The organism is Photobacterium sp. AWH4_225, from assembly GCF_056158405.1.
This window is the reverse complement of record NZ_JBSWTF010000001.1, coordinates 3,284,246-3,302,656: the sequence shown is the minus strand read 5'-3', so window position 1 is coordinate 3,302,656 and position 18,411 is coordinate 3,284,246. Positions and strand designations below refer to the sequence as shown.

The 18,411-nt window shown below is 53.0% G+C and carries 12 protein-coding genes; 9 read left to right on the top strand and 3 right to left on the bottom strand.

Annotation, left to right across the window (positions count from 1 at the left end; translation table 11 throughout):
• Positions 1-23: 23 nt before the first annotated feature.
• The 5 genes from ACXAD4_RS15355 to ACXAD4_RS15335 all read left to right on the top strand — a co-directional run bounded on the left by ACXAD4_RS15355 (position 24) and on the right by ACXAD4_RS15335 (position 8,432).
• A complete protein-coding gene (locus ACXAD4_RS15355; protein ID WP_475242518.1) occupies positions 24-1,268 on the top strand; it encodes an exonuclease SbcCD subunit D C-terminal domain-containing protein in 1,245 nt (414 codons plus the stop codon).
• A 24-nt stretch (positions 1,269-1,292) separates the two neighbouring features.
• Positions 1,293-5,078, top strand: a complete 3,786-nt coding sequence (locus tag ACXAD4_RS15350) for an AAA family ATPase (RefSeq protein WP_475242517.1) — start codon at positions 1,293-1,295, stop codon at positions 5,076-5,078.
• Positions 5,079-5,277: 199 nt separating this feature from the next.
• The gene (phoB, locus tag ACXAD4_RS15345) at positions 5,278-5,967 is read left to right on the top strand and encodes a phosphate regulon transcriptional regulator PhoB (protein WP_317524199.1); all 690 of its coding nucleotides are present in this window, start codon (positions 5,278-5,280) and stop codon (positions 5,965-5,967) included.
• Positions 5,968-6,018: 51 nt separating this feature from the next.
• Positions 6,019-7,323, top strand: coding sequence for a phosphate regulon sensor histidine kinase PhoR (gene phoR, locus ACXAD4_RS15340; protein ID WP_475242516.1), 1,305 nt, complete (start codon positions 6,019-6,021; stop codon positions 7,321-7,323).
• Between the two features lie 134 nt (positions 7,324-7,457).
• Positions 7,458-8,432 carry a PstS family phosphate ABC transporter substrate-binding protein gene (locus tag ACXAD4_RS15335; protein WP_475242804.1) on the top strand — a complete coding sequence of 325 codons (975 nt, stop codon included), beginning with the start codon at positions 7,458-7,460 and terminating at the stop codon, positions 8,430-8,432.
• 54 nt (positions 8,433-8,486) lie between these two features.
• Here the strand turns inward: ACXAD4_RS15335 and ppx are convergent, their stop codons facing one another.
• From ppx to ACXAD4_RS15320, 3 genes are read right to left on the bottom strand one after another with little or no spacing between them, the layout of a single operon-like run.
• Positions 8,487-9,995, bottom strand: coding sequence for an exopolyphosphatase (gene ppx / locus ACXAD4_RS15330; protein WP_475242514.1), 1,509 nt, complete (start codon positions 9,993-9,995; stop codon positions 8,487-8,489).
• On the bottom strand, positions 9,992-12,082 hold the full coding sequence (gene ppk1, locus ACXAD4_RS15325) for a polyphosphate kinase 1 (protein ID WP_475242513.1): 2,091 nt from the start codon (positions 12,080-12,082) through the stop codon (positions 9,992-9,994). Before ppk1 ends, ppx begins: the two co-directional genes overlap by 4 nt.
• Before the next feature lie 34 nt (positions 12,083-12,116).
• Positions 12,117-12,620: a glycine cleavage system transcriptional repressor gene (locus ACXAD4_RS15320; RefSeq protein WP_475242511.1), complete on the bottom strand. Its 504-nt coding sequence runs from the start codon at positions 12,618-12,620 to the stop codon at positions 12,117-12,119.
• 310 nt (positions 12,621-12,930) lie between these two features.
• Between ACXAD4_RS15320 and ACXAD4_RS15315 the strand changes: the two genes are divergently transcribed.
• From ACXAD4_RS15315 to phoU, 4 genes are all read left to right on the top strand, one after another.
• On the top strand, positions 12,931-15,150 hold the full coding sequence (locus tag ACXAD4_RS15315; protein ID WP_475242510.1) for an ABC transporter permease subunit: 2,220 nt from the start codon (positions 12,931-12,933) through the stop codon (positions 15,148-15,150).
• An 82-nt stretch (positions 15,151-15,232) separates the two neighbouring features.
• Positions 15,233-16,846, top strand: coding sequence for a phosphate ABC transporter permease PstA (gene pstA / locus ACXAD4_RS15310; protein ID WP_475242508.1), 1,614 nt, complete (start codon positions 15,233-15,235; stop codon positions 16,844-16,846).
• Between the two features lie 18 nt (positions 16,847-16,864).
• Positions 16,865-17,683, top strand: coding sequence for a phosphate ABC transporter ATP-binding protein PstB (gene pstB, locus ACXAD4_RS15305; protein WP_475242507.1), 819 nt, complete (start codon positions 16,865-16,867; stop codon positions 17,681-17,683).
• 10 nt (positions 17,684-17,693) lie between these two features.
• Positions 17,694-18,404: a phosphate signaling complex protein PhoU gene (phoU, locus tag ACXAD4_RS15300; RefSeq protein ID WP_039469132.1), complete on the top strand. Its 711-nt coding sequence runs from the start codon at positions 17,694-17,696 to the stop codon at positions 18,402-18,404.
• The last annotated feature ends 7 nt before the right edge of the window (positions 18,405-18,411 follow it).

Genomic DNA, 18,411 nt, shown 5'->3' with positions numbered 1-18,411 from the left:
TCCATAACGGCATATCGACCGCAATGAAGATCCTCCATACCTCCGACTGGCACCTAGGCCACCAACTGCATGGCTATAGCCGCGATTTCGAGCACCAGGCGTTTCTTGACTGGCTGGCGCAGACCCTTGAGCAAGAGCAGGTCGATGCCCTGCTGGTGGCTGGTGATATTTTTGATACCGCCAACCCGCCGGCCAGTGCCTGGCGGATGCTATACCGCTTTCTGGCACGGATGGCGAAAAGCATGCCGGATTTAAATGTCGTAATGATTGGTGGTAACCATGATTCGCCAAGCAAGCTTGATGCTCCGCACGAGCTGCTAAGAGCATTCGATTTGCACATAGTCGGTGGGATTCACCGCCAGGCCGATGGCGAGCTCGATACCGAGCGGATGTTGGTTCCGCTGACCAATAAAGCCGGTGAGCAAGCGGCATGGGTATTGGCGGTGCCTTTCCTGCGCAGTGCTGATCTGCGTACCGAAGATCTGGATGAAGAAGACGATCGCCTGATCAAAGGGGTGGAAACCCTCTATGGCGAAGTGACCGAGGCAGCGCGCCAGATCCAGACACCGCAGCAGGCGCTGATCGGCATGGGGCACGCCTACATGGCATCGGGTAAATTGTCGGAAATGTCAGAGCGCCGGGTGCTCGGTGGTAACCAGCATGCGTTGCCTGCTTCTATTTTTGCCGATGATATGGCCTATGTGGCGCTAGGCCACTTGCATTTGGCCCAGCGCGTGGCGAAGAAAGAGCAGGTTCGCTACAGCGGCTCGCCATTGCCGCTTTCGATGTCCGAGCGAGGCTACAACCACCAAGTGGTTATGGTCGAGCTTGATGGTGCAGCGGTTGCCGGCATTGAGTCTGTCTCTGTGCCACGGGCCGTTGATATGCTCAAGGTGCCTTCGTCACCAGCCCCGTTGGAGCAGGTGCTTGAAGAGCTCAAGGCGCTGGACGTCGATGAGCGTCCGCGTGAGCAGCAACCGTTTTTGGAAGTGCATATCCAGCTGGATAAACCACAGGCCCTGCTGCGCGAAAAAGTGCTTGAAGCCCTGGAGGGCAAGGCCGTGAGGCTGGCCAAGATCACCCCGCACTACCAGCAGCAACAGGCACAAAATGGCCTTGGCCATCGTCGCCTGTCCGATGTGACGCCGCAGCAGGTGTTTAGTTTGAGCTGGAGTCAGAAATACCAAGGTGAGCCGGATGAGGCAATGGCCGCTGCTTTCGAAAGCCTGTTGATTGCCGTGGAAGACAGCGACGCTGTCGAGTCGTAAGCCAGAACAAGAAAGAGAACAACAATGAAAATCTTAGCGCTACGTGGTGAAAACCTGGCGAGCCTACAGCAGCCATTCGAGATTGATTTTGCTGGCGGCCGCTTGGGCGATGCGGGTTTGTTTGCCATTACCGGAAAAACTGGTGCCGGTAAGTCGACCTTGCTTGATGCGATTTGCCTTGCGTTGTACGACCGCATTCCCCGCCTCCAGTCCAACAAGAAAAACGATGCGGAGATTGGCCGCGACGGTGACAACGGCCGGATCAAAGCCAACGATGTCCGCAGTATTTTGTCGCGCGGCAAGGCCGAAGGGTTTGCCGAAGTCGATTTTGTTGCCAACGACGGCAGCCACTGGCGGGCGCACTGGCATGTCCGCCGTGCCCGGGGGCGTGCCGATGGCCGTATCCAAGCCTCGGAGCAATGGCTGGAATGCCTGGAAACTGGCCAGCGTTTTGCTGGCAAGAAAGCGGAACTACAAGCGGAAGTCGAGCGCTTAGTCGGGCTGTCATTCGAGCAGTTCCGCCGGGCGGTCATGCTGCCGCAGGGCGAATTTGCCGCCTTCCTAAAAGCCGGGGCCGATGAACGTGCGGCATTGCTCGAGCGAATGACCGGCGGTGAGATATACGGCCGCCTATCCATGGCCGCTTATGAACGGGCTCGTGAGGAAAAGCAAAAGCTCGAGGCTTTGCAGGCCCAGCTTGGCGATATTGAGCTGCTTGATGATGAGCAAAAAGCGCAACTCACCAGCCAGCTTGAAGCCCTCAAAGTACAGTTAGGCCAGTGGGAAACCTCTCTGGCGGCGTTGACCCAGCACCAGCAGGCGCTGCAGACCCAAACCCGGTTGCAGCAACAGCAACAGGAAGCCGAGCAGGCATTGGTTCATGCCGAAGAGCAGCTTAAAGAGGCGGCACCGCGTCAGGAGCAGCTAAAACAGATAGCCAAAGTCCAACCTGCCCGCAGCGATTTTACCTTGTTGCAGCAAACCCAGCTGCAGCTAAGCAAGCTGCAGGTATCGCTCGGCAAAGCTCGTGATGAACTGGCGCAGCACAAACAGGGGCTGTTGGACGCGGATAACCGGGTACAAGGTACCAAGCAGGCATTGGCAAAAGCCAAGCTACATTGGGATGAGCTTGAACCAAAACTCAAGCAAGTGGCTTTACTCGACGAGCAATTGGCTGCCGGGCAGCGCCAGCTGGCCGAGCTAGATGCCGATCACCAGCAGCAGCTCAAAACATTCAATGAACAGCAGCAGGCGGCTGAGCAGAAAAAACACCAGCGCCAGCAGCTGCAGCAACGCCATCACCAGTTGGCGATGGTGCTAGAGCAAAACCGGGAGCTGGCCGGTGTTGCCGAGCAGTACCAGCCAGTATTGGACAACCTAGATCAGTATCTATCAGCCCACCGGACATTGGCGACCCTGTCGCGCGAAAAGCAGCAACTGCAGTTCGAGCAGCAGTCCCACGACCGCAATGCCACGATGCTGGAGGCCCAGCAAAAAGAGGTTAGCGGCCAGCTTGATGCGGTGACCAAGGTTCTCAATGAGCTCAAGGTTGAGCAGCAAGAGCAGGCGATTGCCGATAGTCAGAAACAGTTTGCCAGCAAGCAAGCCGAGCTCGATACCCTGCGCCAGGCAATGTCGGGCACCAAGGAATGGTCTACCTTGCTTGAGCAGATGGAGAAACTCAAAGCCGAGCATCAAGAGCTGAGCCAGCTCAAGCAGCAGGCAGAAGCTAGGCTGGAGGCCTTGTCGCCAGAAATGGAGCAGCTCATGGCCCGTTACCAGGAGGCCGAACAGCAGCTGCAGCAAAGCATGGCAGTGGTTAACCTCAGCGAGTACCGCAGCCATTTGCAGCCGGATTCGCCGTGCCCTTTGTGTGGTTCGCTCGAGCATCCATATGCCGAGCAGCACCCGGTTGTCGAAGGCTTGCTCCATAGCCAGCAGCAGCGCTTGCGTGAATTGCAGCAGTTGTTGCAAAACGGCGAGGGCGAACGTCGCCATCTGCAGCAGCAACTGCCACAGTGCCAGCAGCGCCTGGCGGTGATCGACAATGAGCTGGCGCGTTACCGTGCCTACAGCGATCAAATTGTCAGCCAGCTTTTGGCCATGCTTGAGCAGGTTGAACTCTCTACTCCGTTGACCGCAGAGGCTGAAAGCGGCCACCTTAACGACCAGTTGGTGCAGTGGCAGCAACAAGCCGAGCAGGCATATAACGAGATCAGGGCGTTACAGCAGGGTATGGAAGCCGCTCAGCAGCAGCTGCAACAAAGCCGTCAGTTGCAATACCAGCGCCAGCAGCTGCAGCAGGCAGAAGCCGAAATCAAAGAGCATATCCACCAACAAACGCAGGCCAATACCCAGCGTACCGAGCGATTGCAGTCGATTGAGCAGCAGAGCCAGACCCAACAGGATATCCTGACCTCCCGTGGTGAAGCCTTAAACGACCAATACGGTAACAACCAATGGTTGGATATGCTGCGCCAGCAAGGTGCCGAGCAATATATCCAGCAGCTCAAACAGCAAGTTGAGCACTACCTGTCGAGCCATAAGGCCATGCAGGAAGTGGAGCGAGAGCTTAATGAGTTGGCCCCGCAGTTGGCCGAGCTGGAAGCGAATATGGCAGCCAGCTATAAGCAGGCGATCGAAAAGCAGCAAAAAGCTGAGCAGTTGCAGCAGCAGGTTCAGTCACTGTGGCAGCAGCGGGTCAGCGTGTTTGGTGAGCACGCGGCTGATGCCATAGAACAACAGGCCAAAACTGCGGTGTCGGAAGCCCAGCAACAGCATGAGCAAGCCGAGCTTGACCAGCGTCAAGCGGGTGAAGCCATGGCTGCCGCGACGGCGGCCTTGGCCGGCCTTGAGCAGCAAGATAAAGAACTCTCGGCGGAGCATCGTCAGGTTGTCCATAGCTGGTTGGGGTGGCAGGAAAAACTGTCGCTTAACGAGCACCAGCTGATGCAACTTCTTAGCAAGGACGAGGCGTGGTTGGAGCAAGAGCAGGCGGCGCTCAAAGCGCTCGATGATACCCGTACTGAAGTGGCAACACGGGTCCATGAGCGTGCGAATGCGATTGAACAGCACAAGGCTTTGGCGGAGCAGGCCGAGCAGTGGTTTGTCGGTCATGATATCAACAGCGAGGTACTGACCGAAGATGATATCGCTGTGCGTCAGTTGCGTGAGCAGTGGAACAGTGAAAAGCTCTCTTGTGATGAGCAAATCTTCCAGCTGCGCCAGCGCTTGACCATGGCTGAGCAGGCTCTGCAGCAAGCAGGGGAGCTCACCGAGAAAATGGCTGCTCAGCAGAAACAAACCGAATTGTGGCTGCAGATGAGCGAGCTGATCGGCTCGGCAACCGGTAATAAGTTCCGCACTCTGGCCCAGGGCCTCACCCTGCAGCAACTGGTAATGCTAGCCAATGAGCACCTGTATGACTTGGCCCCGCGCTATGCCTTGCAGCCGGTGCCGAACAGCCCATTGGCCTTGCAGGTGGTCGACCATGATATGGGAGATGAAGTCCGTAGCGTGGAGTCATTATCTGGTGGCGAAAGCTTCCTGGTATCGCTGGCCTTGGCGCTAGCACTGGCCTCGCTGGCCGCTGATACCCGCCAGCTCGGATCGCTATTTATTGATGAGGGCTTTGGTACGCTGGACCCAGACAGCCTGGAGATGGCTTTAGCTTGCCTTGATGCATTGCAGGCAGACGGCCGCCAGATCGGGGTGATTTCACATGTCGGTACGCTGGTTGAGCGTATCGGTGTACAGGTCGCGGTTGAAGCCCAAGGGGGCGGCCGGAGCCAGATCCGGGTGAGGGGATAAGGTTGGGCAGCCTGCTGCTATACAGCAGGCTGACTCTAATTATCTTTTTTATCAATACGTTGCACTTGAGTGCAACATAGTGCTATATGACAGTATGATATACGTTCAGTTACGTATTTCTCCGCGAAAGTCACAAAAGTGTCATACTTAACACACATAATGGCGCTCGAAAGACAGCAATTAATAGGTATTGAAAACGATGGTAAGACGGATTCTTGTTGTAGAGGATGAAGCTCCAATCCGCGAGATGCTTTGCTTCGTTCTTGAGCAGAAGGGATATCAGGCGATTGAAGCCGAAGATTATGACATGGCACTAGAGAAACTGTGCGAACCCTACCCAGAGCTGATTTTGCTCGACTGGATGTTGCCTGGTGGCTCAGGAATTAATCTTATCAAGCACTTGAAGCGTGATGAAGTAACCCGTCAGATCCCGGTAGTGATGTTGACTGCCCGTGGTGAGGAAGAGGACAAGGTACGTGGCTTGGAAGTGGGTGCGGATGATTACATCACCAAACCGTTTTCGCCAAAAGAACTGATGGCACGCCTGAAGGCGGTAATGCGCCGGGTATCACCGACTTCTCTGGATGATGTGATTGACGTACAGGGTCTTAAGCTTGATCCGGTTTCACACCGCGTGACATCCAACGAGCAGCCGCTGGACATGGGGCCAACCGAGTTCAAGATGCTTCACTTCTTTATGACCCACCAAGAGCGTGTATACAGCCGCGAGCAGCTGCTGAACAACGTGTGGGGCACCAATGTGTATGTTGAAGACCGAACTGTCGATGTTCATATCCGTCGTCTGCGCAAAGCGCTGGAGACTGGCGGTCACGATAAACTGGTTCAGACGGTGCGCGGAGCGGGTTACCGTTTCTCGACCCGAGTATAGTAGTAACAATCAAGTAGGCGCACGGCGGGCAACGCGGTGACGGAGTAATAAATGGTAGAACGGCTGTCGTGGAAGAAGTTAGTCTGGGAACTACTCTTTTTCTACTTGCCTTGGATCGCACTAGGGTGGGTATTTGGTTACATGCCCTGGTTCTTGCTGGTCGCAACTTGGATCCAGTTAATCTGGCATTTTCATAATTTATTGAAGATGTCCAACTGGTTATGGAAAGAGCGAAGTCTGACGCCGCCTTCGGGCTCGGGTAGTTGGGAGCCTCTTTTCAATGGGATTTACCGTTTACAGCAACGTAACCGACGCCGTCGCAAAGAGCTGGCAACCTTGATCCGCCGTTTCAGAAACGGTGCGGAGTCCCTTCCTGATGCTGTTGTTGTCTTTCGCAGCGAAGGGAACATCGTGTGGTGTAACAAGCTTGCCCAGCATCTGCTTGGTTTCCGTTGGCCGGATGATGCCGGCCAGCCGATTAGCAACTTGCTTCGCAGCCCGGACTTTGTCCGCTACCTGAGCAAGCAGTCATTTGAGACCCCGCTTGAAATCACTTCTCCGCTTAATTACGACCGCACCCTAGAATTGCGGATCATGCACTACACCGAGGGTGAGTATCTGATGGTGGTGCGTGATGTGTCCCAGGTTAAGCAGCTAGAAGGGATGCGTCGCAATTTCTTTGCCAACGTTTCCCATGAACTTCGTACACCTATGACGGTGCTGCAGGGTTACCTGGAGATGTCGAAAGATCCTGAGATGCTGGTGGGGCCGATGTGGGATAAAGCCCACGGGGTAATGACCGAGCAGCTGACCCGGATGAACTCATTAGTCGAACAGTTGCTGACCCTGTCGAAAATCGAAGCGGCACCGAATATCGAGTTGGAAGAAACCATCGATGTGCCGGCTATGCTGGATGTACTTGAAAAAGAAGCGATTTCACTCAGCGGCGGCGAGGAGCAGCTGTTTACCTTTGAGGTGGACAAATCGCTCAAGGTGTTGGGCGATGAAGATCAGCTGCGCAGTGCGATTTCCAACTTGGTGTATAACGCAGTTAAGCATACCCCGGTAGATGCCGAGGTGAAGGTGCGCTGGTATCTGACCTCAGCCGGTCCAAGGTTGGAAGTGACCGACCAAGGGCAGGGCATCGAGCCGCAGCATATTCATCGACTGACTGAACGTTTCTACCGGGTCGACAAAGCCCGCTCGCGTGAAACCGGGGGTAGTGGATTGGGTCTGGCGATTGTTAAGCATGCACTTAGCCATCATGACTCACATCTAGAAATAGAGAGTGAAGTGGGTGTTGGCAGTACGTTTGCCTTTACCCTGCCTCAGCGATTGATTGCTAACGCAGCATAAAGCTTACGCAGCACAAAGTTAGCTCAGCAAAAAATATGCTAAAGTATTGAGCGGCCTAAAGGGCCGCTTTTGTTTTTTTGAGTATTGTTTTGAGGAGTCACACTAATCGAATGATAAACCGGATCAGGCAGGCCATGGCCCGATGGCAGAAAATCACCTTCTTTGTATTGCCAGCCGCTATCTTGGCCACAACAGGCCCGGCGCAGGCGGATCACAGCCCATTGCCCCATTACACCAAGGTAAAAGGGATCTCCGGTAATTTATCGTCGGTGGGTTCCGACACCTTTGCTAATCTGATGACCTACTGGTCAGAAGAATTCAAGCGTACCTATCCAAGTGTGAATATCCAGGTTCAGGCCGCTGGATCGTCCACTGCACCGACGGCATTGATAGAAGCCACTGCCCAGTTTGGACCGATGAGCCGGCGGATGAAGGCCAGAGAAATTGCGGCGTTCGAGCAAGAATACGGTTACAAGCCGACGGAGATCCGGGTCGCAATCGACGCGTTGGCGGTGTTCGTTAACGAGGACAACCCGCTGCAGGGGCTCGATTTCACCCAGCTTGACGCTATTTTCTCACAGACGCTGCGTTGTGGCGGTAACCAAGCGATCACTCGGTGGGGGCAATTAGGACTGAAAGGCAGTTGGGAAAAGCGGAGTATTCAACTGTTCGGTCGTAATTCTGTCTCTGGTACTTATGGTTATTTTAAGCAAAAGGCCCTGTGTCAGGGGGACTTCCGTAATAATGTCAATGAACAGCCGGGCTCGGCTTCTGTTGTGCAGTCGGTCTCGACATCGCTTAACTCCATTGGTTACTCCGGGGTAGGTTACCAGACCACGGGGATCAGGGCGCTGCCTATTGCACGCAAGGGCAGTGACTATGTCGCGCCGACTATCGATAATGCTGCCAGCGGCCGCTATCCATTGGCCCGTTACCTGTATATCTATGTCAACAAGCACCCAGACCGGCCATTACCGCCGCTCGAGAGTGAATTCATCCGCTTTATCCTATCGGATCAAGGGCAGGATTTGGTGAAGAAGGATGGTTATGTTCCGCTTCCTGCCGAAGCCGTGAATCAAACCTTGCTGGAGTTGGGGTTAGATAAATAACTCGCATAGAAAAAGCCGGAGTGACTGAAATCACTCCGGCTTTTTTGATAGGGGCTAGCCATTATCCGGTGAGAGCTCTAACTCCCAGCCGGCTTTGCGCCAGTATGCCTGCTCTTGGCGTAAATCGGCTGCCAGTAAGCGGTTACTCCCTTCCCAGTCTTCGGGCAGCGTCAGCTGCCACTTTTCCTTGTCAGCATCGACCGCTATCGTCGGTAGCGGATCATCACTGCGTTGGCCATTGAGGGCAACAGCTAGCCTCAAAGTGCGGATTAACGGGTAGAGATGCTTGCGCTTGTAGATGCTCAGCTCTGGCATTTCTTCGAGTTTCAGGCTCTTGCGCTGGAAACGCACCAAGGTCGCCAACACGGTCTGCTGTTCGAGGTTAAAACCCGGCATGGTGCTGTGGCGCAGCAGGTAGGCTGAATGGCGGTGGAAGCCTGGGTAGCTGATACTCAAGCCGACTTCGTGGAGCAATGCTCCCCAGCTAAGCAGGGTTGCCAGCTCGATTTTTGTCAGGCCCGGTTGCGGCTCGATTTGGTTGTAGAGCTGCTCGGCGGTTGCCTTGACTCGGTTGGCCTGGCCAATATCGACATTGTACTGTTTGGCCATGGAGCTGGCGGTTCTGACCCGGATATCGCTATGGCGGAAACGCTCTTCCATTTCGTACAGCAAACCTTCTCGAAGGGCACCGTCTGAGAAGATCATCTCTTTTATATCCAAAGACTTGAATACGGCACTGAGGATGGCGACACCGGCGGCAAAGACAGGTTTACGATCATCACTCAGGCCGACAAAGTCGAGGTCATCCGAGTGTTTGACCTTGAGGATAGCATCATAGAGTTGCTGCAGACGTTTGGCGGTGATCACCCCGTCGTTATGGCCTTGTCCGATCAAAACTTCACGGATTGCCTTGATGGTGCCGGATGAGCCAATTGCAGTCTGCCAGCCCTTGCGGGTGTATTTACTGGCAATACTCTCGAGCTTTTGCTGGGCAGCCAGCTGGGCCGTAGCCATGTTTTTGCTACTGATTTTACCTTTGGCAAAGTAGTTCTTGTTGTAGCTGACACACCCCATGTGCTTGCTGTAAGCCAGCTGCGGGGTGAAGCCATCACCAATCACCAGTTCGGTACTACCACCCCCGATATCGACAATCAGCTTTTGGCCGTTGTCTGGCTGGGTATGGGCGACGCCAAGATAAATAAGGCGGGCTTCTTCGGTGCCGGGGATGATTTCAATCGGATAGGGGATCAGGGCTTCCGCGCGTTTGAGGAAGACATGGGCATTGTTTGCCTGCCGTAACGTGTAAGTTGCTGCAATGCGGACATTTTCCGGCTCAAATCCTTGCAGGCGTTCAGCAAACATCGCCAAGCAGTTCAGGCCACGCTGGATGGCGGCCTGATCGAGGTTATGGTGGTCATCGAGCCCAGAGGCCAGATGAACACGTTGCTTATGACGGCTGATGATTTGCAGGCTTTGCCCGACTATGCGGGCAACCACCATGTGGAAACTGTTCGAGCCAATATCTATCGCAGCGACTTCTCTTGGGCGTACAGGTTCTGTCATGTATTGGAATCGCTCTTTAGTTTTTTCTTCAGCTGTTTTTCTGACTGTTTGAGGTAGTCGTAAATCGCAATCTGCGAGCGGATCTTACGTCTGTTGCCTCTAGGGACGTACTTATTGGACATTTCTTTATCAATAATACGTGCCTTCACGGTATCAGACAGCTGGATATTGAGTATGTCGATAATCTTGGTTTTCAGCTCCGGATCAAAAATCGGGCAGCCGACTTCGATACGGTTGTCGATATTACGGGTCATCCAGTCGGCGGATGAAATGTACACATCAGGCTCACCGTTGTTTTCAAACACCACGACACGAGGGTGCTCGAGGAAACGGTCGATGATACTGATGGCCGTGATGTTTTCGCTGATCCCTTTGATACCCGGGATCAATGCGCACATGCCACGGATAATCAGTTTGATTTTCACACCGGCACTGCTCGCTTGGTAAAGCAGATTAATCAGACCCTTATCGACTAGGTTGTTCACCTTTAGTGTAATACCGGATGGTAAGTTTTGCTTGGCGTGTGCAATCTCCCGGTCAATCAGGTCATACAGGCGCGAGCGGGAGTTACGCGGCGATACAATCAGGTGCTTGAATTTCACCGGGCGGTAAGGGTTTTGGATGTAGTTGAACACCATCCTTACCTCGTCGGTGATTTCGGTGCGGCAGGTCATTAGCGAAAAGTCAGTGTAGATACGCGCTGTTTTCTCGTGGAAGTTGCCGGTCCCAAGGTGGGCATAACGTACCAACTCATCTCCTTCCTTGCGGGTAATCAGGCAAAGTTTGGAGTGAATCTTTAGACCAGGCACACCAAACAGAACCTGTACCCCAGCTTCGGTTAGGCGACGGGCCCATTCGATATTGGCTTCCTCGTCGAAGCGGGCTTGCAGTTCAACCACCACCGTGACTTGTTTACCGTTGTTGGCGGCATCGATCATCGACTCGATGATCTGTGAGTTTTTGGCGACTCGATAGATATTGATCTTGATGCTGCGTACTTTCGGATCATAGGCAGCCTGGCGAACCAACTCCGTCATGTGGCCAAAGGTATGGTACGGGTAGTACAGCAGGATATCCTGTTTCTTAATGGCATCGAACGCATTGCGGCCATTAACAAACTGGGCGCTCTCGAGTGGCGGCAGTGGTTTATTTTCCAGATAATCACGGCCAACATTCGGGAAGCCGATGAAGTCCTTGAAATTATGGTAGCGGCCACCCGGAATGATACTGTCGTAGCTTGAGACTTTCAGCAGGCCACACAGGACATCAACCATATCACCAGGCATATCACGCTGGTAGACGAACCGGACCGGCATGGCGGTCAGGCGCTGGTCCAAACCCTCTGACATCTGCTCGAGCAGGCTATGCTCTACTTCCTGGCTCAAGTCGTATTCGGCATCACGGGTCATCTTCATCGCATAGGCAGACAACTCATCGTATTCGAACAAGCCACTGAAGATGTCATCAAGACAGAAGCGGATGATGTTATCAAGGAAGATAAGGGTCTTGCGGCGCTTCCCCTTGGCTTCAGGAAGCTGGATAAAACGGGGTAACTGGTCGGTTGGAATTTCGATCAGGGCGTAACGCTTGTTAACGCCTTGGCGCATCTCCACGGCAAGGTAGGAATATTCATCCTTGAGGAACTGCAGCAGATCGATATCGTCAGTCAGTAAGATAGGCGTGACATGAGGCAGAATGCGGTTGCGGAAGTGCTTTCTCAGCCAGGCTTGCTGGTGGTCATCGAGCTGCTGCTCATTGACCAGGAAGATATGGCGCCGGGCCATTTCCAGCAGGATTTCATTGTATAGGGTATCGAAGTCCTGGTTGAGCTTGAGCACCCGGCTCTGGATCTTGCTCAGCAGCTCCTTGGCCCGGTCATTGCCGCCTTGCTCTTCGTTGATCAGGATTCGGCGTTTGACATCGGCAAACCGGACTTTATAGAACTCATCGGTATTGCTCGAGTAGATACCGAGAAAGCGGACCCGTTCAATCAGCGGAACTGATTTGTCAGCCGCCTCCTGCAATACGCGCTCGTTAAAAGATAGCCAACTCAGTTCTTTGTCGGTGTAAAGGGGTTCTGCGCTCATTGTCATCCTACTTACTATTGGTGCATGAGAGGGATCAGTTATCGTCGATGTCGATGGTGAGATCGTCGGCAATCTTCTCCAGCTCTTCTTGGACATACTCAATACTCAAATCACCTGGCAGCTCCAACTGGAAACGGGCTGAGAAAATCGGGTAGCCCCAGTTAGGCGCACTGTCGGAATGCGTTTTGAGTTTGTGAATATTTATCCCAAGCTGATTGAGCTTGGTGGTGACGTCTTTGACAATACCTGAGCGGTCATTACCTGTGACTAGCAGGTGGTGAACAACAGAAGTTGGCAGGGTCTTACTTTCTTCTTCGACGATCTGGACTTGAAGGTTATCAAGCTGTGTGAGCGCCTTGCTGAGTACCGCGACATATTGGTCGGCGACTTCCACTTGCAGGATACCGGTAAACTGGCCGGCTAACTTGCTGAGGCTACTGGAGAGCCAGTTGCCATGGTTCTGGTAAACCGTGTCGGACAGGGTTTCTACTAGGCCAGGGCGATCTTGGCCGATGACAGTGATGATCAGATGCTTCATAACGATGTCCTTATTACCGAGAGGCGTCATTGCCCGTTCTGTATAGGTTATTATGTGAGCATCAACACGGCCTGTCTAGGCTTATAGACCGATCAAGGTATTGAATTTTTTACGAAATCACATAACAGAATAATAATTAAATTTCATTTCACTTTTATGTCATTTATGACTAAGGCGAAATAAATCCACCATCATGATCTTCTTCAGGATCCAGCCATGTGTGTCCGACATGACTGGGAAGCTCTCTTGTCATATAATTGTCATATTAGGGAAATACTATTAGTAAACGTGTAAATTTATTGAGGTAATGATGGCAAAGGCCGGTGCGATTTTGATGGGAGAGAGTCCTGGCCGTAAGGTAAAAGATAAGCTGGTTCGTGTGGGAGTGACGTCCGGCGGGATCTTTGTCCTTGTTACCCTCATTTTGATCTTTTTCTACCTCCTGTATGTGATCCTGCCGATCTTCTCATCGGTTAAGGTGACTCCCCAGCAACAATTTTCTACCTCGTTTAACAATCAAACAGCTGAAATTCGTGTCAGTGACAATAATAACCACCTATTCCGATTAGCTGATGATGGCTCGCTAAGCGCAATTAGCCTGTTTCGCTCTAGTGCTGGTGAGGTTTATGATACGGCGGACTTGCTGGGTGATGTGGCCAGTGTGGGGCGTACCTTACCTGCAGACAGGCTATACGCCTTGGGCGGCAAGCAAGGTGAGGTCGTGATTACCAAGCCTTCACTATCTACGCTTCGGGGAGAGAGCACACTCTCGCTGGATTTCCCTCTGGGCAACGAGCAACTTCAGCTTGATCCCAAGGCTCAGCCAATTGTGAATTTAGCTGCTTCTGTTCGTGGCCAGCAAGCGATCATCATGGGTTTGACTGCTGATGGCAGGGCTAGAGCGATGCTGTTTACCGAGAACAGCAATGTGCTGGGGGGCAATAACCATGACTGGCAATCGTCTTCCTTCGCTATTAGCGGGTTGCCGGAGGCGGCCGATGATATCGTGGTGACCCCTGACGCGCGCACCGCCTATGTCCTCGCCGCAGATAAGCTGTATGTCGTGGCATTTGGCAGCCGTTCGGGCTGGGTACGGGAAGTGGTTGAGGTTGAAGAGCCGGGCAGTCATGCCCAGCAATTGGCGCTATTATCAGGCGCAAACTCCTTGCTTATCAGCCACAGCGATCAATCACTTTCCCAGTGGTTTGAGATCCGTAAGGATGGCAAACGAACCATGGTGCGGACCCGTGACTTTGAGGTAGGTAACAGTCCGGTCACCAAGCTGATCCCTGAGCATACCCGCAAAGGCTTTTTTGCTCTCCAACAAGATGGGAAGTTATCGGCTTTCTATACCACGGTAAAAGGGGCTATTTACCGCGAGCCTGTTTTTGACAATGGCTTGCCGCAGCAGATAGTGATCTCACCGCATGCCGATCGCCTAGTTACGCAAAATGGCAATGACTGGCAAGTTTATAATGTTAAAAACCCTCACCCGGAGATAGGCTTTGCCTCGCTGTGGCAAAAAATTTGGTACGAGGGCTACCCGGAGCCAGATTATGTCTGGCAGTCGACGTCAGCCAGTGATGAATTCGAACCCAAGCTGAGTTTGGTCCCGCTGGTTTTCGGTACCCTGAAGGCTGCCCTGTATGGCTTGATGTTCGCAGTGCCGGTGGCATTGGCGGGGGCTATCTATACCGCTTACTTCATGTCTTCACGAATGCGCGGCATCGTGAAACCGACGATTGAACTGATGGAAGCGCTGCCTACCGTTATCCTCGGCTTTCTTGCCGGTATTTGGCTGGCGCCGATCGTTGAATCACACCTGGTTGGTATGGTGGCCCTGGTGCTGATGTTCCCGCTGGGGATGTTAGTGGCCGGTATTGGCTGGTCCCTGCTGCCAGACAACTGGCGCAGCCGTATCCCAAGCGGTTTCCATGTTCTATTGCTGATCCCAGCCATTGTCCTGATTGCCTATGCCTGTTTTAGCTGGAGCCCCTGGCTGGAGCAAACTTGGTTTGCCGGCGATGTCAGGACATACCTGAGTGATGAGTGGGGCATTGGTTACGATCAGCGCAATGCCTTGGTGGTAGGGATCGCGATGGGGATCGCCGTTGTCCCGACCATTTTCTCCATCGCGGAAGATGCGATTTTCTCGGTGCCAGGCCACTTGACGAGCGGTTCACTGGCTCTGGGGGCAACCCATTGGCAGACATTGACGCGGGTCGTGCTGCTGACTGCCAGCCCGGGTATTTTCTCGGCCATCATGATGGGTCTCGGCCGCGCTGTGGGTGAAACCATGATAGTACTGATGGCAACGGGCAACACGCCGATCATGGACTGGAATATCCTTGAGGGGATGCGGACATTGGCAGCCACCATTGCTATTGAAATGCCGGAAAGCGAAGTGGGGAGCTCCCATTACCGGGTAATGTTCCTGGCCGCTTTTGTCCTGTTTGTCTTTACTTTTTTGTTCAATACCGTCGCAGAGCTCGTCCGCCAGCGATTGCGGGAAAAGTACAGCTCGCTCTAATGGCTATTGAGCGGCTTTGGAAGTAATCAACGTAATGAAAAGCGAAATTAATGAGCAACGGTTTTAATGAGTAATGCTGTAAATGAATAGGTGGCTGAAATCTGGCGCACCTTGGGTGTGGCTGACCGCAGGTGCAGTTAGCCTGAGCCTGATCGTGGTACTTGGCTTGTTGCTACTAATAGGCTGGAAGGGGCTGGGTTACTTCTGGCCGGCTCCTGTGTACCAGTTTGAGGTTGAGCAAAACGGTTATCAAAGCACTATCATCGGCGAGTTATACGAGCGCAAAGCCGTGCCAGTAAAACAACTGGCCGAGGCCGGCATTGATACCTCTGGTTTTGAAGGCGACAAGACTTTCCGTTACGTGATCAAAACCGGTAACCGCGATGTGCTTGGCAGTGATTTCGTCACGGTCCTTGAGCCGCATATCATCAGCCAAGAGCCAGCAAAAGGCGTGGCGGTCATCGAGCGGTTGAAGAATGGCAGGTTTTATGGATTCCCTGTCGGTTTAATGGATGATGGTGTTGAGATCCCGCTGCAAGAGCTTGAGGCGAGTTTGGAGCAGGCTGAGATTGTTCGTGATTTAATTAGCCAAATAGAACAGTCGGATCTAGCGAAGCTCAATTTGCAGTTTGAGCAACTGAACGCTAAATCTCGCCAGCAAGGTGATGAAGGAACGTTCATTGGCGAGCGGCAATTGCTGGAGCAGCGTTTTGCCCAAATCGAACAACAGCTGCTGACCCTCCATCAGCAACTGAATCGAGACAGTGTGATTGTCCGGGAGATGACTGGGCAAGAAATCGTACTGCCAATCGAGCAGATACTGGATATCTGGTATCCCAACGATTTATCTACGGCAGGAAAGTTAGGTCACTGGGCCAGTCAGCTGGGCAACTTTGTCAGTGATGATCCCCGTGAAGCCAACACCGAGGGGGGGGTATTTCCTGCGATCTTCGGTACTGTGTTCATGGTACTGCTGATGAGTGTGATAGTGACCCCTCTGGGGGTATTGGCAGCCGTCTACCTTCATGAGTATGCGGGTAAGAGCACTTTTACCAAATTGATCCGGGTCGCGGTCATTAACTTGGCTGGTGTGCCGTCGATTGTGTACGGCGTGTTCGGGCTGGGCTTCTTTGTCTATATTGTCGGTGCCCAGATTGATGACTTGTTTTTTTCCGACCAGCTTCCGGCGCCGACCTTCGGCACGCCCGGGATTTTATGGTCGGCATTGACTTTGGCTATCTTGACCCTGCCGGTAGTGATTGTCTCGACCGAAGAGGGCTTGGCGAGAATCCCCAATTCGATCCGCCATGGCTCTTTAGCACTGGGGGCTACGCAGGCTGAAACGTTGTGGCGGACAGTATTGCCTATGGCAAGTCCTGCGATCATGACTGGACTTATCTTGGCGGTTGCGCGTGCAGCCGGTGAGGTTGCCCCATTAATGTTGGTCGGGGTTGTGAAAATGGCACCGTCATTGCCGATAGACGGGCAATTTCCATATCTGCATTTGGATCGAAAATTCATGCATCTCGGTTATCATATATATGATGTTGGTTTTCAAAGTCCGAATGTGGAGGCGGCCAGACCGCTTGTTTACGCCACGTCATTTTTGCTGGTAACCGTGATTGTCGGTTTGAACCTGACAGCTATCGGTATCCGTAACCATTTGCGTGAGAAATTCCGCTCTTTAGAGCAATAGTGAGATTCAGGAAAAAGTATGTTTTCAACTAATTCCCCAATTGGCCTGTTTGAGCCTGTTGATTTGTCAGCGTTGCCGGAAGAGCAGACGGCGCTGTCTATCGAGGGGCTGGATCTGCACTATGGTTCTCACCAGGCCCTCTATGACATCAATATGCGAATTGCCAAAGGGCAGGTGACGGCATTTATCGGCCCGTCGGGGTGCGGTAAGTCAACCTTGCTACGCTGCATCAACCGGATGAATGAGCTGGTGGAAGGCTGTAAGGTTGATGGCAAGGTGATGCTGCATGGGCAGAATATCTACGATAAAAAAGTCGATGTCGCTTCGCTTCGTCGGCGTGTCGGTATGGTGTTCCAGCGCCCGAACCCTTTCCCTAAGTCAATTTACGAGAATGTGGTCTACGGCCTGAGGCTGCAGAATATCAAAGATCGCCGTGTACTCGATGACGCCGTAGAAAGCTCGCTGCGAGGGGCGGCCTTGTGGGACGAAGTCAAAGACCGTTTGCATGAGAATGCCTTTGGCCTGTCCGGTGGCCAGCAGCAGCGTTTGGTCATTGCCAGGGCTATTGCGATAGAGCCGGAAGTGCTATTGCTCGATGAGCCGACCTCGGCGTTGGATCCGATATCGACCCTCACCATCGAAGAGTTGATTAACGATCTGAAAACCAAATATACGGTGATTATTGTTACCCACAATATGCAGCAGGCGGCCCGCGTGTCCGACAATACCGCCTTTATGCACATGGGCGAGCTGGTGGAATACACCAGCACCAACGATATCTTCACCACCCCGAAAGAGAAACGCACCGAAGATTACATTACCGGTCGTTACGGTTAAGGAGAAAGTAATGTTAGATAATTTGAGCCTTGGCCGTCATATCTCCGGCCAGTTTAATGCCGAATTGGAAAGTATCCGTACCCATGTACTGGCGATGGGCGGTTTGGTCGAGCAGCAACTGGCCGATGCCCTCAAGGCGATGCACAAGCAGGATATCGAGTTGGCTCGCCGCGTTATTAAGGATGACCACAAAGTCAACGCCATGGAAGTGGCCATCGACGAAGCCTGTACCCGCATTATTGCCAAACGCCAGCCGACGGCCAGTGACTTGCGCTTGGTGATTGCTATCATCAAAACCATTACTGATTTGGAGCGAATCGGTGATGTAGCAGAAAGTATTGCCAAGGTTGCGTTGGAGAACTTCACCAACAAGCAATACAACCTGTTGGTATCGCTCGAAGCTCTCGGCCAAAGTGCAGTCCGTATGCTGCATGAGGTGTTGGATGCGTTTGCCCGGATGGATGTGAAGGCGGCGATAGAGGTGTATCAGGAAGACGATCGCATCGACCGTGAATATGAAGCGATTATCCGTCAGTTGATGACCTACATGATGGAAGATCCACGTTCGATTCCCAATGTGTTGCAGGTGATGTGGTCGGCACGCTCGATTGAGCGGGTTGGGGATCGTTGCCAGAATATCTGCGAATACATTATCTACTTCGTGAAAGGTAAGGATATCCGCCACACTAGCCAGGAAGAGCTAGAAAATATCTTGAAGTAGCGAATAT

What these genes read in the sequence shown, in the direction of transcription:
- ACXAD4_RS15355 (WP_475242518.1), top strand. Translation starts at nt 24, where the DNA reads ATGAAGATCCTCCATACCTCCGACTGGCACCTAGGCCACCAACTGCAT.
- ACXAD4_RS15350 (WP_475242517.1), top strand. Translation starts at nt 1,293, where the DNA reads ATGAAAATCTTAGCGCTACGTGGTGAAAACCTGGCGAGCCTACAGCAG.
- phoB (WP_317524199.1), top strand. Translation starts at nt 5,278, where the DNA reads ATGGTAAGACGGATTCTTGTTGTAGAGGATGAAGCTCCAATCCGCGAG.
- phoR (WP_475242516.1), top strand. Translation starts at nt 6,019, where the DNA reads ATGGTAGAACGGCTGTCGTGGAAGAAGTTAGTCTGGGAACTACTCTTT.
- ACXAD4_RS15335 (WP_475242804.1), top strand. Translation starts at nt 7,458, where the DNA reads ATGGCCCGATGGCAGAAAATCACCTTCTTTGTATTGCCAGCCGCTATC.
- ppx (WP_475242514.1), bottom strand. Translation starts at nt 9,995, where the DNA reads ATGACAGAACCTGTACGCCCAAGAGAAGTCGCTGCGATAGATATTGGC.
- ppk1 (WP_475242513.1), bottom strand. Translation starts at nt 12,082, where the DNA reads ATGAGCGCAGAACCCCTTTACACCGACAAAGAACTGAGTTGGCTATCT.
- ACXAD4_RS15320 (WP_475242511.1), bottom strand. Translation starts at nt 12,620, where the DNA reads ATGAAGCATCTGATCATCACTGTCATCGGCCAAGATCGCCCTGGCCTA.
- ACXAD4_RS15315 (WP_475242510.1), top strand. Translation starts at nt 12,931, where the DNA reads ATGGCAAAGGCCGGTGCGATTTTGATGGGAGAGAGTCCTGGCCGTAAG.
- pstA (WP_475242508.1), top strand. Translation starts at nt 15,233, where the DNA reads ATGAATAGGTGGCTGAAATCTGGCGCACCTTGGGTGTGGCTGACCGCA.
- pstB (WP_475242507.1), top strand. Translation starts at nt 16,865, where the DNA reads ATGTTTTCAACTAATTCCCCAATTGGCCTGTTTGAGCCTGTTGATTTG.
- phoU (WP_039469132.1), top strand. Translation starts at nt 17,694, where the DNA reads ATGTTAGATAATTTGAGCCTTGGCCGTCATATCTCCGGCCAGTTTAAT.